This is a genomic window from Protofrankia sp. Cj3 (assembly GCF_917627355.1).
Taxonomy (GTDB): domain Bacteria; phylum Actinomycetota; class Actinomycetes; order Frankiales; family Frankiaceae; genus Protofrankia.
Map to the genome: position 1 here is coordinate 1 of NZ_CAKJTR010000116.1, position 16469 is coordinate 16469.

Here is a 16469-nt window from a genome sequence, read left to right on the forward strand (position 1 = left end):
AAAGGGTGCCGTTCGACGTGGCCAGAAAGAGCGACTTCGACGTCGCGATTGCCGATCAGTCGCTTTTCAGACGGGCGCGGGAGGCTGGCGTCGAGATTCGCGGGCACGGTAATCGGACCGCCCCACTCAGAAATCGCGAGCTCAAGGCGCTCGACCTGCTCACCCTCAGTAGAGAACTTTCTGGCCTGGCCGGCAGAAAAGTCGCCTTCATGTCGTATCGAGACCTTTCCGCGGCGGTCAGCAGATCGCCTTCGATTATTTTCCCACAATGACGGACGAAATATTTCTCTACGGATCCCGCCGGGCTGACATCGACACGCTGGCCGAGGAGATCGGCGATGCGCTCGGCGTGGTACCAGAAGCGCACGACAGTAGCTTTTTCGGCGCGTACTACTCCTTTGATGGAGCCGCCTTCGAAGCTCGGATCGAGCAGAACATGGATGCCCCCGAAGAGGCGGAGGAAAACAAACGGTACCAGTATCCGAGCAGAAAAGATCTCGTTTTGATGATGGAAATAACGATCACGGGTGGAGATCCCGAACAGCTCAAGAAATCGATTGACCGCATCGCTGGCATGGATTTTCTACGGACCTACTGACCGCGTGGCTTCAGGCGTTCCGCGGAGCCGGCATCCCGGTCGGCGAGAAGGCGAGAAGGCGACGGAGCAGCTATATGCCCGCCGCCTGCATGCCGCGCAGTTCCTTCTTCAGCTCGGCGATCTCGTCCCGCAGCCGGGCGGCCAGCTCAAACCGCAGCTCCTTGGCTGCCTCGTGCATCTGGTCATCAAGCTGGCGGATGAGCTGTGCCAGGTCGGAGCTGGGCATGCCCGCCAACTGCGCGGCGTGGCGTCCGACCGCGCCGTCATGGCCCGCTTTCGACGGCATGCCGGCTACCGGCGTCTGCCCACGGGACTGTGCGCGACCACCGCCACCGATCAGCTCGCCCTGTGCGCTCTCCCGCACGAGGTCGTCAAGGATATCGATGACCTTCTTACGCAGTGGCTGGGGATCGACGCCGCGCTCGGCGTTGTACGCGATCTGCTTCGCGCGCCGGCGGTTCGTCTCGTCGATCGCCCTGCGCATCGACGGAGTCACCGTGTCGGCGTACATGTGCACCTGACCGGAGACGTTGCGAGCCGCTCGGCCGATAGTCTGGATCAACGACTTGTCCGACCGCAGGAAACCCTCCTTGTCCGCGTCGAGGATCGAGACCAGTGAGACCTCGGGCAGATCAAGCCCCTCCCGCAACAGGTTGATACCCACCAGCACATCGAACTCACCCTTGCGCAGCTCGGTGAGCAGCTCGATGCGACGCAGCGTGTCAACCTCGCTGTGCAGGTAACGGACCCGGATACCGAGTTCGAGGAGGTAGTCGGTGAGGTCCTCGGCCATCTTCTTGGTCAGCGTGGTGACCAGCACCCGTTCGTCGCGTTCGGCGCGCGTGCGGATCTCACCGATGAGGTCGTCGATCTGGCCCTTGGTCGGCTTCAGCACGACCTCCGGATCAAGCAAGCCGGTCGGCCGGATGATCTGTTCGACCACCCCATCGGACCGGGACAGCTCGTATGGCCCGGGTGTCGCCGACAGATACACGGTCTGGCCGATGCGCGCGCAGAACTCCTCCCAGCGCAGCGGCCGGTTGTCCATGGCGCTCGGCAGCCGGAAACCGTGCTCGACCAGGTTGCGCTTGCGGGACATGTCGCCCTCGAACATCCCGCCGATCTGCGGGACCGTGACATGCGACTCGTCGATGACCAGCAGGAAATCGTCCGGGAAGTAATCGAGCAACGTGTGCGGCGCGGTGCCGGCCGCACGTCCGTCGATGTGCCGGGAGTAGTTCTCGATCCCGGAGCAGAAACCGACCTGGCGCATCATCTCGATGTCGTAGGTGGTGCGCATCCGCAGCCGCTGGGCCTCCAGCAGCTTGCCCTGGCGTTCCATCTCGGCGAGCCGCTCGGCGAGCTCCGCCTCGATGCCCGCGATCGCCCGCTCCATCCGTTCCGGGCCGGCGACATAGTGCGAGGCGGGAAAGACGAACACATCACTCGCCTCACGGACGATCTCCCCAGTCACCGGATGCAGATAGGCCATCCGTTCGATCTCGTCACCGAACATCTCGATCCGGACGGCGAGCTCCTCGTAGACGGGAAACACCTCGATGGTGTCGCCGCGAACGCGGAACGTTCCCCGGGTAAAGGCAAGATCGTTGCGGGTGTACTGGACATCGACGAACCGGCGCAGCAACCTGTCACGCTCTATGTCGTCCCCGACTCGCAGCCGGACCATACGCTCGACATACTCCTGCGGAGTACCCAGACCGTAGATGCAGCTCACGCTTGCCACCACCACCACGTCCCTACGCGTGAGCAGGCTCATGGTGGCCGAATGGCGCAGCCGCTCGACCTCCTCGTTGATGGACGAGTCCTTCTCGATATAGGTATCGGTCTGGGCGATATACGCTTCTGGCTGATAGTAGTCATAATACGACACGAAGTACTCGACGGCGTTGTGCGGCAGCAGCTCCCGGAACTCGTTGGCCAGCTGCGCGGCGAGGGTCTTGTTCGGTGCCATCACCAGGGTCGGGCGCTGCACCTGCTCGACGAGCCACGCGGTGGTCGCCGACTTGCCGGTACCGGTCGCGCCGAGCAGGACGATGTCGGTGTCACCGGCACGGACGCGGCGGGCGAGCTCCGCGATCGCGGCCGGCTGGTCACCGGACGGCTCGAAGTCCGACACGACCCGCAACGGCGCGGTCGAACGGTCAATGCCGTTACCCGGGCGATCGCTACCAGGATGATCAGCGGCGGGGTGATCAGTGGTGGGAGGCACGTGTCCTACAACACCACAGCGGTCCGACAGTTTCCGGCCGGCATCGGTAAGAGGCTCCGGCAACAGGGGTGTGGATCAAGGGGCGGGGCTGGGGTGCGTGCGGCGCGAGGCGGCGGAGGGAGCCACCGGAGGTGGTGGGTGGCGACCGACGAGCCGGGGTACCCGTGCATCGCGCGGCGATGGATGGGGAGCGATGCGGCGAGGTGCGTGCCCTGGCCCCGCGACGCCGCGTCGCCGGCCTACGGGCAACGGCCGCGCAGGCTCGTCCACACCTCGTCCACCCGAGCACGAAGATCTTCCAAACTGCCGCTGTTGTCCAGCAGGATGTCGGCCACCGCGCGGCGAGCGGAATCCGACGCCTGGTTCGCCATCCGCGCCAGCGCCTGCTCCCGCCCCAGCCCCCGAGCCTCCAGGCGGGCAAGGCGGACGCCAGGTGGCGCCTCCACGACGACAATCACATCGTAACCGCCGGAGAGCCCGGCCTCGACGAGCAACGGCACGTCGTACACGACCACCGCGTCGCTGGGAGCGGCGGCCATACGGCGGACCGCCTCCGCACCGACCAGCGGATGTGTGATCGCCTCCAGGCGACGGCGGGCGGCGGAGTCGGCGAACACCACCGCCCCGAGCGCCTCCCGATCAAGGCTGCCATCGGCACGCAGCAGATGCGGCCCGAACTCCGCCACAACGGCCAGCAGCCCCGGCGTGCCCACGGCGACGACCTCCCGCGCGATCGCGTCCGCGTCGATCACAACGGCACCGTGGCCGGCCAGCATACGCGCCACCGCGCTCTTGCCCGCGCCGATCCCACCGGTCAGCCCCACTCGCAGCACGTCGCCGAGTCTGCCGCATCCCCGGTTGTCCCCGATACGGCGGCATCCGGATAAGAGCGGCATCCGGCACGAGGGGACACGGGGCCTGGACCTGGGTTCGGGCAGCGGACCAACTCCGGTGAGTGACCGAAATCGAAAAACAATATATAAAAAATAATAGTAGACATATATCGCGATATCCATCATGGTCGGCGGTGAGCCCGTGACGTTCCGGCCGCTGGTCGCGCCGTGGCCGAAGAGCGGCAGCCGACGTTCACGTCCGTCCTCCAGGAGCTGCCTCATGGCCGGATACCACCGCCACGCGCCCTGCGCGGTACCGTCGCACCTGCTCGAGCGCATCGCGCGCAACGGCACCGACGAGCAGCGCTCCTGGGCGCTGTCCACACTGGCCCACGACACCTCGGTGCGCTCCGTGCGGATGTATAATGCCCTGCTGCGCAACCGCCCCACAGACACGCTGCTGCCCCGGCTGGCGCCGGCCGGCACCGCCGACCGGGTCGTCTGCGACGCCACCGGCACGGAGATCCTGCCGGGGCGGCCCGTACGCGCCGAAGGCGGCGATCCCACCGGGGACACCGCCGTCAACGAGGCGTACGACGGCCTCGGCGCGACCTTCGCCTTCCTGCGGGACGTCTACGGCCGTGACTCCATCGACGACGAGGGAGTCACGCTGCGCGCGAGCGTCCACTACGGCGACCACTACGACAACGCGTTCTGGGACGGTCGGCAGCTGGTTTTCGGCGACGGCGACGGCGAGCTGTTCAGCGGTTTCACCACCTCTCTGGACATCATCGGACACGAACTGACACACGGCGTGACCGAGGACGAGGCGCAGCTGATGTATTTCAACCAGCCAGGCGCCCTCAGCGAATCGTTGAGTGATGTGTTCGGCTCGCTGGTCAAGCAGTACGCGCTGGGGCAGACCGCCGATCAGGCCGACTGGCTGATCGGGGCGGATCTGCTCGCTCCGGGTGTGGCCGGGGCTGCGTTGCGGTCCATGAAAGAGCCTGGCACGGCGTTCGATGACCCAGTACTCGGGGAGGACAACCAGCCCGGCCACATGGACGGCTATGTTCGCACCACGACCGACAACGGCGGCGTGCACATCAACTCCGGCATCCCCAACCGCGCCTTCTACCTCGCCGCGGCGGCCATCGGCGGAAAGGCCTGGGAAAAGACCGGCCTCATCTGGTACGACACGCTACGGGCAGCGCGGCTGCGGCCGAACTCCACCTTCCGGGCCTTCGCCGCGCTCACCGTCCGGCAGGCCCGGCTGCTGTTCGGCGCCGACGAAGTGACGGCTGTCACGCAGGCATGGCGCGCCGTCGGCGTCACCGTGTAGTCAGCGTCACCGGGTAAGAACGCCGGGCAACAGGGGCGCGTCCCAGGTTCCCGGCAGCGCGATGCCGGCTGGTCCGAACTCGAGCCAGCGACACGATCATAGGTGACAATCATGGAATGAGTGATGAACACGTGCGGATCGTCCTGGAACGGTCGGGGGGGTTTGTCGGACAAGCGATCAGGCGTGGTCTCGACAGCGCCGCGCTCCCCGCCGACGAGGCCGCGCGGCTGCGTGGCCTCGTCGCTGGCGTGGAAGCGTCCGGCGGCCGTCCGGACCGCCCGTCCACCCTGGCGGCCCGCCCCGACCGCTTCACCTACACCCTGGAGGTCGACCGGGGCGGACATCGGCTCGTCCGACGCTTCAGCGAGCCGGTCCCCGCGGAGCTGCGCCAGCTGCTCACGCTGCTGTCGAGAGCGCCGCTGCTGCCAGCCCACCGGTAGGACCGAACAGCCCCCACCGGGCATGACGTACGGCCACAGCAACCGCGCTATCCACAACCAACAACCCCAACACATATAACACGTACAGCACGTATAACGGCCAGACAAGGGGATCAGGCGAGCACCTTGGCTTTCATCCGGTCGAATTCCGCATCGGAGATCGCACCGCGATCCCGCAGCTCGGCGAGCCTGGTCAGCTCGTCGGACGGGCTCGCCGTTCCCGAGGCCGAGCTTCCCGAGACCGAGCGCACGTAGTCGCGGAACTCCCGGTCCTGGCTCGCGGCCCGCCGCGCCGCGCGTTCGTGCATGCTATCACCCCGGAAAATCAGATATGCCAGCACGCCGAACAAGGGCAGCACAATCACAAAAATAACCCAGGCGGCCTTTCCCCAGCCGGACAGATCATGGCTCATAAAAATATCTGATATGACAACAAACAACAGATAGAACCACAATATGAACAAGAAGAACCACAGCATCGTCCAGAAGACACTGAGCAACGGATACTGATAACCGGTCTGCACGAGACCACCCCCTCGGTCGCCCGCACGCCCTTCTGGTTCCCGACCCACACAGCCGGTAGAAGGCTCGCGAGTCACGGCATCGCTGCCCCGTGTATTACCCACCGGCGGACCCCGCTACCGTGCCGGGCGGTGACGGCCGGCCGGTCACCCCCGCAAGATGAATTCCAGGCGATCCCTCCCGCATTCTGTTGATCTTCTGGTATATCGATGCCACGCCGAGCCGACCACTCGCCGAAGGCAGGTGCTGGTGGACCGCTCACCTCGGTCATGGGACACTTCGCGCCGTGCTTTCCGCGGCCGCGCCCCGCGGCGCGGACGACCCGCCCGCAGACGCTTCCCTCATACGGGTCCCCGCCCGGCCCACCACCCGGTCCGCAGCCTCAGCCACACCGCCCGCACAGCCACCGCGGCCCGCCGACCTCACCGCAGAGCAGCTCCGCGACCTGCATGCCCGGCTCGCCGCCGGCGATGCTCAGGCACTCACCGACGTGCACGCCCGCTATGCCCGCTACCTCGTGGCCGTGGCCGCCCGGATCACCGCGGATCCCGAGGCCGCGGCCGAGATCGCGCAGGACGTCCTGGTGCATCTGTGGGAACACCCGTTACGGTTTGATCCCGACCGTGGCAGTCTGCGCGCCTACCTGGCCGTCATCACCCGGCGGCGCGCTATTGACTGGCTCCGGCGGGAGAACGCGCGCCGGCCCTCCGATGCCGTCGCCCGGGAGCTGGCCGCACGGTCGGACACCCCCGCCGCCGATACCGAGGTGCTGGCCGAGATCACCGCGGCGATCGTGCGCCGCGGTGTGGCGGAGCTGCCCACCATGCTTCGGGAAACGGTGGAACTCGCGTTCTTCGACGAATGCACCTATCGCGAGGTGGCAACCCGGCTCACCATTCCGGAGGGCACCGCGAAGTCCCGGATCCGCGCGGCCCTGCGGAAACTAGCGGTCCGGCTGGAGCGCGAAGGGGTCCGCCACTGAACGGCAGACACCAGACGCGCACGGGGCCCGCGGAAGATTCCCGCGGGCCCCGCCGTACGCTGCCCGGGGCGTACCCGCCCCAGTTCTAGGACTACTCCCGGCCGAACTGCTCCCGAAGACGGCGAAGCGCGTCCTCATCGATCGCGGAAGCGGGCTGGTCGGGCTCCGCGGAGGTGTAGGACGACGGAGCGACCGCGGCGGCCTCGGCCTCCTGGGCGGCCCGGATCTGTGCCTGGTGCGCCTCGTAGCGCTGCTGCGCCTCGGCGTACTGCCGCTCCCACTCGGCCTGCTGGTCTTCAAAGCCAGGCAGCCATTCCCCCGTCTCCGGGTCGAAGCCCTCGGGGTAGACGTAGTTGCCCTGCTCGTCGTACTTGGCCTCCATCCCGTACTGGGACGGGTCGAACGCCTCTCCCTCACCGACAAGGGCGCTGGAGTCGTTCGCCTGCTTGAGGGAGAGACTGATCCGGCGACGGTCCAGATCGATGTCGATGACCTTGACGAGGATCTCGTCGCCGACGTTCACGACCTGCTCGGGGATCTCCACATGCCGCTCGGCCAGCTCGGAGATGTGCACCAGGCCTTCGATCCCCTCGTCCACCCGGACGAACGCGCCGAACGGCACAAGCTTGGTGACCCGGCCCGGGACGACCTGGCCAATCGCGTGGGTGCGGGCGAACTGACGCCACGGGTCCTCCTGCGTGGCCTTCAGCGACAGCGACACCCGCTCGCGCTCCAGATCGACGTCGAGAACCTCGACCGTGACCTCCTGGCCGACCTCCACAACCTCCGACGGGTGGTCGATGTGCTTCCAGGAGAGCTCGGAGACGTGCACCAGGCCGTCGACACCACCAAGATCGACAAAGGCCCCGAAGTTGACGATGGAGCTGACGACGCCCTTGCGGATCTGCCCCTTGGCAAGCTGCGCGAGGAACTCCGACCGGACCTCGCTCTGGGTCTGCTCCAACCACGCGCGCCGGGACAGAACCACGTTGTTCCGGTTCTTGTCCAGCTCGATGATCTTGGCTTCGAGCTCGCGGCCGACGTAGGGCTGCAGATCGCGCACGCGGCGCATCTCCACCAACGACGCCGGCAGGAAGCCCCGCAGCCCGATGTCGAGGATGAGACCGCCCTTGACGACCTCGATGACGGTGCCGTTGACGACGCCGTCCTCCTCCTTGAGCTTCTCGATCGTGCCCCAGGCGCGCTCGTACTGAGCGCGCTTCTTGGACAGGATGAGACGGCCTTCCTTGTCCTCCTTCTGGAGGACAAGCGCCTCTACATGATCACCGACCGTCACGACCTCGTGCGGGTCGACATCGTGCTTGATCGAAAGCTCCCGCGAGGGGATCACACCTTCGGTCTTGTAACCGATGTCAAGAAGCACCTCATCGCGGTCCACCTTGACGATGGTTCCGTCGACGATGTCACCGTCGTTGAAGAATTTGATCGTTTTATCGACGGCGGCGAGGAAGTCCTCAGCCGAGCCGATGTCGTTGACCGCGACCTGCGGGGTGGTCGGGGCGGGCGGTGTGGTCACGGTCTCCACGGGTCGTACGTCGGTGGTGCTCGTCAAGGGGTCGGCTCCGGACTACGGGTTCGTCGTATACACGGGAGACCGGATCGAACCGCCGAGACGGAGGGACAGGGACCGTGCAAAACGAACACTGTCGGTACCGATAGCGACGCTCGAGCGGATCTGCTAGGTCTGAGATCCACAGACTCTCGTGCCAGACCCAAGTCTAGGGATCGGTGTCCAGGGTGGTCAACGCCATCGCGGGTCAACCTCGTCCCGCGCCGGAGTGGATCGCGTCGCAACCCGCGAACCCGACCGGGACGCGACCAGAACGCGGCCGGGGAACACCATCGGGACGCGGGGACGCACGCAACGGACAACCACCCCCCATTCGAAGATCGAAAGACGCTGCGAGGATCGATGCCGTGAACGGACCAGAACCCGCCAGACCGGACGCGCCCCGGCCCGTCCTGCCGCGGTACCCCCCGGGCGGGTATCACCCCGCTGAGTTCGGCTACAGCGATGTCGACGACGACAGCGCCAGATGGGCCAACCGCGGCTACTGGGACGCCACCGCCGATGACTACCAGGCCGAGCACGGCGCCTTCCTCGGGGACGCCGACTTCCGCTGGTGCCCGGAGGGCTTGCGGGAGGCGGACGCGCGGCTGCTCGGCGAGGTCCGCGGCCGGACGGTGCTGGAAATCGGCTGCGGCGGCGCACAGTGCGCCCGCTGGCTGGTCACTCGCGGCGCGGACGTGGTGGCGCTGGACCTTTCCGCCGGCCAGCTGCGGCACGCCCGGACGCTGTCGGCCGCCACCGGGGTGGCTGTGGCCCTGATCCAGGCCGACGCCACCCGGTTGCCGCTGGCCGACACGAGCGTGGACCTGGCCTGCTCGGCCTTTGGCGCGATCCCCTTCGTCGCGGACAGCGCGGCTGTCATGCGCGAGGTCGCCCGGGTGCTGCGTCCCGGCGGGCGCTGGGTCTTCTCCACCACGCACCCGATGATCTGGTCGTTTCCCGATCATCCGGGCAAGGAGGGCCTCACCGTGGTCCGGAGCTACTTCGACCGGCGAGCATACGTCGAGCGGGACTGGGCCGGCCGGACGAGCTACGCCGAGACCCACCGGACCGTCGGTGACCGCGTCCGGGAGCTGGTGGCGGCCGGCCTGATCCTGCGCGACCTGATCGAACCGGAATGGCCGGCGGGCCATGACCGGGTGTGGGGCCAGTGGGGGCCGGTACGCGGCCGCCTGTTCCCATCCACCGCGATCTTCGTGACCGAGAAGGCCGCCGGTCCCGCGGGAGAACCCGTCCGGTGAACGCGGTCACCCGTGTGATGCGGCGGTAACCAGACTGGATGATCAAATCGGGTGATCGAAGTGTCTTTGGGTCGGCCGGCCGGAGTCCGCCATGGCCGGCCACGGATTTCCAGCTACCAGCTTGTTACCATTAGCAATGGGAATGCTACTGTCGTGACCTGGTGGAATGACACAGCAGCCAACCGTCCGGGCGCGGTGGATGTAGGCGCGGTACCGCTTGCCCAACGCCCGTATCCGCCCGCGCTCGGCCCGGTCGGCGGAGTCCCGCTCGCGCCCCCGGCGGCATCCCGGCGGGCGCTACGGGGCGCCATCCGCGGCGCGTCCCCGCTGGCGCTTGCCGCGATCACCGCCAATATCGCGAACCTGATCGTCACGCTGCTGCTGGCCCGTCAGCTGTCCACTGCCTCCTACGGGACGCTGGCTCAGTTGCTGGCGCTGTTCTTCGTGGTGTCCATGCCGGGCAGCGCCCTGCTCGTCGGCGTCGTCCGCACGGTGACACCCTGGCAGCAGGCCGGCGAGACGGTACTGATCGACCAGTGGGTCGCGCGGGTGCGGCGGGCTGGTGTCGCGCTGGTCGCGCTGACCGCGATGACGAGCCTGCTGCTGCGGGGGGTGATCGCCACAGCCCTGTCCCTGCCGAACCCCCGCGGTGTCGCCGAGATTCTCACCGCGGGCGCGGCCTGGTGCCTGCTCTGCGTGGACCGCGGGCTGCTCCAGTCCACCCGCGCATACGCGGGCCTGGCGGCGAACCTGGTGCTGGAAGGCCTGGTCCGGGGGGCGCTCGCGGTCGGGCTGGTGCTGGCGGGCCTCGGTGTCGGCGGTGTCTGCCTGGCGATCCTCCTCAGTGTTCTCGTCGGGCTCGGGCATGGACGGACGGTCATCGCCACGCGCTCCGGCCGTCACCAGGCGTATATCGACCTGCCCGCCGCCCGCGCGGCGCGCCCGGTTCACCCGGGCGGCTATCCGGTGCCGGGGCCTGCGCCGAACCGCCTGGCCGTCGAGATCGGCACCGCGCTGATCGCCCTCGTCCTGCTGGGCGTGCTCCAGAACATCGACGTGCTGGTGATCGGCGCATACCGCTCCGCCGAGACCGGCTCCTACGCGGCGGTGTCCGTCGCCTGCAAGGTGCTGGTCTTCGCCGCGGTCGTCCTGGGGGGCTTCCTGCTGCCCGAGACGGCAGCCCGCCGCCACCACGGCCACCACGCGCTGCACCAGCTGGGCGCGACACTGGCGATGCTCGCGGTGCCGGCCGCGGGGCTTCTCCTCGTCGCTGTGGCCGCCCCGGCCCAGGGGCTGTCGCTGGCGTTCGGGCCGCGGCTGACCGCCTGCGCCAGCGCGTTCGCGCCCCTGGCCGGGGCGATGACCTGTCTTGGGGCAACCGTCCTGTGCACCCACTACCTGCTGGCCGTCGGCGCGCGCGGGGTCCTGGTGATGCTCGCGGCCGCGGCCGCGCTCGCCATCGCGGGCATCTGGTGGATGGGCGGCGCTGCGGTGGCGACAGCCCGGCTGGAGCTCGCCCTGTACGCCGTGCTGGCCGCTGGCACCGGCCTGTTGGTCTGGTCCAGCGCCCGGCGCGCCGCGGTCCGGTGAACGTGTGATCCGTCTCCCCGCGCTGACAGCGGGCAATGGCCGGGCCACGGGCGGACGGAACGGGCTGGCGGGCGGGCGGGCCGCAGGCGTCACCATCGCCACCGCGCGGATCGCCAGCGCCGCGTTCTCGGCCATACCGATACAATTCACCCGGTACCGGTATGGCCTACGGCCTTGCCAGCAACCACCTGGATGCGGCTCCATGATCGAACGACGGCTCCCGGAACACGCCGTAGGATGCTCCGGACGCAGCTCACGATCAGCGCACAGCCCGGGGAGCCGGGCATGGCTGCGTGCTGCCGTCCTCCTCCCGGGCGCAGCAGCGGCCGGGAGCCGCACCAGGATGATTGGGCTGCACGGGTGACCCTGACCGCACCATCCGCACGTCCGCGGCGAGGTCTTTCCCGCCGGCTCACCGGCCGGCCGGCCGGTGGCGCCGGGCCGTCGCCGCGCCAGCGCCGATGGCCGCCGCCATGGCCGGCGCCGCTGCTGGCCGCGATCGTCTACCTCCCGCTGCTGCTCACCGCGCCCGGTCGGGTCGGCGTCGATACCAAGGCCTACCTGTACCTGGAACCGCAACGGTTGATCAGCCACGCGGGGGTGATGTGGGCCCCGAACGTCGGGATGGGTTCGGTCACCCACCAGAACATCGGCTTCCTGCTCCCGCAGGGCGCCTTCTTCTGGCTCCTGGACCTCGCCGGGCTGCCCACCTGGGTCGCCCAGCGGCTGTGGACCGGCTCGGTGCTGTTCCTCGCCGGTGCGGGCGTGCTCTTCTGCATGCGGTCGTTCCGCTGGCCGGACCGGTTCGCCTTCGTCGCCGCGGCCGGCTACATGCTGACCCCGTACGTCCTGGAGTATGAGGCGCGGATGTCAGCGATCCTGCTGCCCTACACGGGCCTGGGATGGCTGCTCGGGATCACCATCCGCGGGCTGCGCGAGGCCCGGGGAGGCCGCGCGGCCTGGCGGCCGGACGGCTGGCGCTGGCCCGCCGCGTTCGGTGTCACGGTCGCCCTGGTCGGCAGCAGTAACGCGGCAAGCCTGCTCTTCGTGCTGCTGGCGCCGATGCTGTGGCTGCCCTTCGCCCTGTGGGGCACCCGCGAGGCCCGGCTCGGGCCAGCGCTAGGGATGATCATCCGTACCGCCGTGATGATCGCACTGTGCTCGGCGTGGTGGATAGCGGGCCTGATCACTCAGGCTGGCTACGGTGTGAACATACTCGCCTACAGCGAGACGCTCAAGACGGTGGCCAGCGCATCCCAGGCATCAGAGGTGCTGCGTGGTCTGGGCAACTGGTACTTCTATGGCGCGGACGCGCTGGGGAGCTGGATCGTCGCCTCCCATGACTACACCCACACCATCTGGGTGATCGTCGTGAGCTTCGCGCTGCCGCTGCTCGCGCTGGCGGGCGCGGCCCTGATCCAGTGGGGCTACAAGGCCTACTTCGTCGCGCTGCTCGTCGTCGGTACCGCGGTCGCGGTAGGTGTGTACCCCTATGACCGCCCCTCGCCGCTGGGCGCGGCCTTCCGCGCCTTCTCCCAGGCGTCGACGGCGGCGCTGGCGCTGCGATCGATGCCCCGCGCGGTACCGCTGGTGGCGCTCAGCCTGTCAGTGCTGCTCGCTGGAGGGCTCGCCGCGCTCTCCCAACGGCTTGCGGAGGTGCTCGCACGCCGCAGCTCCCACCACCCGCCCGGCCGGCTGGGCGGGCGGGCGTGGATCTCGGCCAGGCTGCCGTCCCTCGTTCCCGCCACCGCGTGGACGATCGTGGTCGTCCTGGTCGTGGCGAACCTGAGCCCGCTGTGGCGCGGCCAGTTCATCGAAGCGGGCCTGGACCGCCCCGAACAGATCCCCGGCTACGAGCGGCAGGCCGCCGCCGCTCTCGACGCGGCCGGTTCCACCACCCGTGCGCTGGAGCTGCCCGGCGCGGACTTCGCGCACTACCGCTGGGGGACCACCCTCGACCCCGTCCTGCCCGGCCTCGCGAACCGCCCGTACCTGGTCCGCGAACTGATCCCGTTGAGCGCCGCCGCATCCGCCGACCTGCTGCGCGCGCTCGACCGCCGGTTGCAGGAAGGTGTGTTCGAAACCGACGGGCTCGCCGACATCGCGCGGCTGATGAGCGTCGGTGACATCGTCTTGCGCAGCAACCAGCAGTACGAGCGTTTCCGCACCCCGCGCCCGGTGCCGACCTGGGCGCTGTTCACCAGCCCGGTGCCCGCGGGGCTTACCGCGCCCCGCGCCTTCGGCCCGCCGGTCACCGACACGCCACGCATTCCCTTCGATGACGAGCTGGCCCTGGGCACGCCCGTGAACGCCCCGAACCCGCCGGCATTGGCCGTCTTCGGCGTCACCCGCCCGCAGCCGATCGTGCGGACGGCGACCACCGCGGCACCGCTGCTCGTCAGCGGCAACGGCGAGGGGCTGGTGGACGCGGCAGCCGCGGGCCTGCTGGCCACCCCGCTCGCCGCGAACCGGGCCATCCTCTACACCGCGTCGATGGCAGCCGACCCCGCGTCGATCAACCAGGCGCTGGCTGATGGCGCCGATCTTCTGCTCACCGACAGCAACCGGCGCCGGGCCGAGCGCTGGAGCTCCGTCCGAGACGACTACGGGTACGTCGAGACCGCGGACATGATCCCGCTGGTTCCTGACCCCAACGACAACCGGCTGCCGGTCTTCCCGGACGAGACCGCGACAGCGCAGACGGTGGCCGTGCTGCACGCCCCCGACCAGCCCAGCGAGATCGCCGCTGTCGGCGCGACCGACTACGGCAACGCCTTCTCCTACAGCCCGTCGGAACGTCCGGCGGGTGCGGTCGACGGCAACCTTGACAGCATGTGGCGGGTCGGCGCGTTCACCAACCCGGTCGGGCAGCGCCTGGCGATCACCATGACGGAGCCGGTGCGCACCGACCGGATTCGCCTGATCCAGCCGCTGCGCGACGCCCCCAACCGGTGGATCACGCGGGCGACACTCCGCTTCGACGGCGGATCACCGGTGACCGTGGATCTCACCGACGCGTCACGCACCGCAGCGGGACAGGTCGTGACCTTCCCGGCCCGCGGCTTCACCCGGCTGGACATCACCCTGGACGCGACCAACATCGGGGCCCGCGCGACCTACACGGGCCTGTCCAGCGTGGGGTTCGCGGAAGTCGACATCATCCGGCCGGACGGCAGCGCACCGCACGCGCGGGAGCTCCTGCGGATGCCCACCGACCTGCTTGCCGCGGCGGGCGCCGGCTCCCTTGCGCACCGGCTCACCCTGCAGCTCACCCGCGACCGGGCAAACCCGGCGGAACCGTTCCGCACCGACCCCGAGGCCTCGATGGCCCGGGTGTTCACCCTGCCCACCGCGCGCACCTTCGCCCTGTCCGGTACCGCTCGCGCGTCCGCCTACGCCAATGACCTGGTGCTGGGCAGGGCCACCGGGCTGCCGTCGGGTGGGGTGAGCACCGAGTCCTCCGGCCGGCTGCCCGGTGACCTGGCGGCCGGCAGCGCCAGCGCGTTCGACGGGGACCCGGCAACGCTGTGGAGTCCCGGCTTCGGGGCGCAGGCCGGTAACTGGGTGCAGGTCAGCTCCCCGCAACAGGTGAGCTTCTCGGCGCTGACCCTGTCGCTGGCGGCCGACGGACGCCACTCCGTGCCGAACGTGCTCGGGCTGGTCGTGGACGGCCGGCGGGTGGACACGCTGACCATCCCACCGATCACCGACATGCCGGGCGGCATCAGGACCGTCACCCTCAGCTTTCCCCCCGTCCGGGGCAGCCAGATCCGTCTTGTCGTCGACAGCGTCCGCCCAGTCACCACCCGTGACACGATCGATGCGCACCAGCTCACAATGCCGGTAGGCCTGGCCGATGTCGACATCGCCGGCCTGCGGACGCCGCGGGCCGCGGCGGCTCTTCCCGGCGAATGCCGCACCGATCTCGTCATGCTGGACGGGCGCCCGCTCTCCGTACGAATCACCGGTTCCAGCGCCGACGCGCTTGCCCGCAAGGGCCTGCCCCTGTCGCTGTGCGGTCAGCCCATCACCCTGGGACCTGGCGACCACGTGCTACGCACCGTAGCAGGGGCTGACGCCGGCTACGACCTGGACAGGCTCATCCTGTCCTCAGAGCCTGGGGGCGGCCCGTCGCCGGTCACGGCCGGCGGATCGGTCACCCCGGCCAGCCAGGGTACCCCGGCCGATCCGCCGGCTGGGCCAGCCGGCAACGCCGCCCGCGTACCCGCGGTGACGGTCAGCGCATCCACCGCAACCTCGTTCACGCTGCGGGTCACCAACGCGGAACCCGGCAAGCCCTTCTGGCTGGTGCTCGGGCAGAGCCTGTCCGCCGGCTGGCAGGCGACGACACCCGGACGATCGAAGGAGAACCCGGAAGCCATCGACTACGGCGCGCCCCGGCTCGTGGACGGCTACGCCAACGGCTGGCGGATCACTCCGGCCGCGTCCAGCTTCACCGTCAACCTCACCTGGGCACCCCAACGGCTGGTACGGCGCGCTCTGGTGATCTCCGCAACAGCGCTGGCGTCGAGTGTCGCGCTGCTGGTCGTGACGGCGAGAAAACGCCGGCGGTCACGTGCGCAGGCCGGCCCGGTGACCGTCGATCTGCCCACCTTCGAAGCACCGGCGGCGCGGGCCGCCCGAGTTCCGATCATGGTGGCGATCCCCACGGCGGTGGCAGCCGCCCTGATCGCGCTGGCGCTGGTGAACCCGGTGGCAGGCGTCGCCACCGGGCTGGTGACACTGGCCGCGCTGCTCATACCGCGTGCCCGGATTCTGCTCAGGATCGGGCCGGTGGTCCTGCTGGCCATGAGCGCCGCCTATGTCATCCAGGTCCAGATCCGCCACGACCTCCCGATCAACGGCGAGTGGGTCAAGGCATTCGGGCGGGTCGCGACCGTGTCGTGGATCGCGGTGCTGCTCCTGGGGTCCGACACGGTCGTCCGGGCCGTGCAACACCGCTACCGGGACGGCGCCGCCGAGGAGAGAACGCGGGCGGCGGCGATGACTCCAGCAGCGCCTGTGCAGGGCGGTCACGGTGACCGCCGGTAGTTGCGAACCTGACCGGCATCCCCGCCGGTCGACCGCGGCTGGCGAGGC

General features: G+C 69.1%; 11 protein-coding genes and 1 pseudogene. 8 read left to right on the top strand and 4 right to left on the bottom strand.

Annotated elements, in window-relative coordinates; all coding sequences use genetic code 11:
- Both MJ783_RS15605 and MJ783_RS15610 read left to right on the top strand, forming a co-directional pair.
- A pseudogene (locus MJ783_RS15605) lies at positions 1-272 on the top strand (hypothetical protein); the annotation flags it as partial.
- Positions 269-598 (top strand): hypothetical protein, encoded by a 330-nt coding sequence (locus MJ783_RS15610; protein WP_239311172.1) that lies wholly within the window; start codon positions 269-271, stop codon positions 596-598. The pseudogene MJ783_RS15605 and the gene MJ783_RS15610, both read left to right, overlap by 4 nt.
- A gap of 70 nt (positions 599-668) precedes the next feature.
- On the opposite strand, the gene uvrB is transcribed toward MJ783_RS15610, so the two are convergent.
- Entirely contained in the window at positions 669-2828 is a 2160-nt protein-coding gene (uvrB, locus tag MJ783_RS15615) for an excinuclease ABC subunit UvrB (protein ID WP_370651644.1), read from the bottom strand.
- Between the two features lie 239 nt (positions 2829-3067).
- On the bottom strand, positions 3068-3943 hold the full coding sequence (gene coaE / locus MJ783_RS15620; protein WP_370651645.1) for a dephospho-CoA kinase: 876 nt from the start codon (positions 3941-3943) through the stop codon (positions 3068-3070).
- On the opposite strand from coaE, the gene MJ783_RS15625 reads away from it, so the two are divergent.
- Both MJ783_RS15625 and MJ783_RS15630 read left to right on the top strand, forming a co-directional pair.
- The gene (locus MJ783_RS15625) at positions 3942-5003 is read left to right on the top strand and encodes a M4 family metallopeptidase (RefSeq protein ID WP_239311173.1); all 1062 of its coding nucleotides are present in this window, start codon (positions 3942-3944) and stop codon (positions 5001-5003) included. The two genes, coaE and MJ783_RS15625, sit on opposite strands and share 2 nt — an antisense overlap.
- Positions 5004-5119: 116 nt before the next feature.
- Positions 5120-5443, top strand: a complete 324-nt coding sequence (locus MJ783_RS15630; RefSeq protein ID WP_239311174.1) for a protealysin inhibitor emfourin — start codon at positions 5120-5122, stop codon at positions 5441-5443.
- 113 nt (positions 5444-5556) lie between these two features.
- Here MJ783_RS15630 and MJ783_RS15635 read toward each other — a convergent pair whose 3' ends face one another.
- Positions 5557-5922 carry an SHOCT domain-containing protein gene (locus MJ783_RS15635; RefSeq protein WP_239311180.1) on the bottom strand — a complete coding sequence of 122 codons (366 nt, stop codon included), beginning with the start codon at positions 5920-5922 and terminating at the stop codon, positions 5557-5559.
- 329 nt (positions 5923-6251) lie between these two features.
- Between MJ783_RS15635 and MJ783_RS15640 the strand changes: the two genes are divergently transcribed.
- On the top strand, positions 6252-6947 hold the full coding sequence (locus MJ783_RS15640; protein WP_239311175.1) for an RNA polymerase sigma factor: 696 nt from the start codon (positions 6252-6254) through the stop codon (positions 6945-6947).
- A gap of 91 nt (positions 6948-7038) precedes the next feature.
- Here MJ783_RS15640 and rpsA read toward each other — a convergent pair whose 3' ends face one another.
- Entirely contained in the window at positions 7039-8520 is a 1482-nt protein-coding gene (rpsA, locus tag MJ783_RS15645; protein WP_239346579.1) for a 30S ribosomal protein S1, read from the bottom strand.
- A gap of 410 nt (positions 8521-8930) precedes the next feature.
- On the opposite strand from rpsA, the gene MJ783_RS15650 reads away from it, so the two are divergent.
- The 3 genes from MJ783_RS15650 to MJ783_RS15660 all read left to right on the top strand — a co-directional run bounded on the left by MJ783_RS15650 (position 8931) and on the right by MJ783_RS15660 (position 16421).
- Positions 8931-9779: a class I SAM-dependent methyltransferase gene (locus tag MJ783_RS15650; protein ID WP_239311182.1), complete on the top strand. Its 849-nt coding sequence runs from the start codon at positions 8931-8933 to the stop codon at positions 9777-9779.
- A 153-nt stretch (positions 9780-9932) separates the two neighbouring features.
- Positions 9933-11369 (top strand): hypothetical protein, encoded by a 1437-nt coding sequence (locus tag MJ783_RS15655; RefSeq protein ID WP_239311176.1) that lies wholly within the window; start codon positions 9933-9935, stop codon positions 11367-11369.
- A gap of 360 nt (positions 11370-11729) precedes the next feature.
- On the top strand, positions 11730-16421 hold the full coding sequence (locus MJ783_RS15660; RefSeq protein ID WP_239311177.1) for an alpha-(1->3)-arabinofuranosyltransferase family protein: 4692 nt from the start codon (positions 11730-11732) through the stop codon (positions 16419-16421).
- Positions 16422-16469 lie beyond the last annotated feature (48 nt).